Source organism: Burkholderia sp. Ac-20349, assembly GCF_017104865.1.
GTDB lineage: Bacteria > Pseudomonadota > Gammaproteobacteria > Burkholderiales > Burkholderiaceae > Burkholderia > Burkholderia aenigmatica.
On sequence record NZ_JAAGPM010000378.1, the window covers coordinates 1 to 255 of the forward strand.

Consider the following 255-nt stretch of genomic DNA (forward strand, 5'->3'; position numbering starts at 1 on the left):
AGGCGATGAAGGACGCGGTAGCCTGCGAAAAGCTACGGGGAGCTGGCAAACAAGCTTTGATCCGTAGATGTCCGAATGGGGAAACCCACTCCTTTTGGAGTATCCATGGCTGAATACATAGGCCATGCGAAGCGAACGCGGTGAACTGAAACATCTAAGTAACCGCAGGAAAAGAAATCAACCGAGATTCCCAAAGTAGTGGCGAGCGAAATGGGATGAGCCTTGCACTCTTTATTTGTATTGTTAGCCGAACGC

1 rRNA gene is annotated in these 255 nt (G+C 49.8%); it reads left to right on the forward strand.

What is annotated here, in order from left to right:
• Positions 1 to 255 (forward strand): 23S ribosomal RNA (locus G3N61_RS39340); the annotation flags it as partial.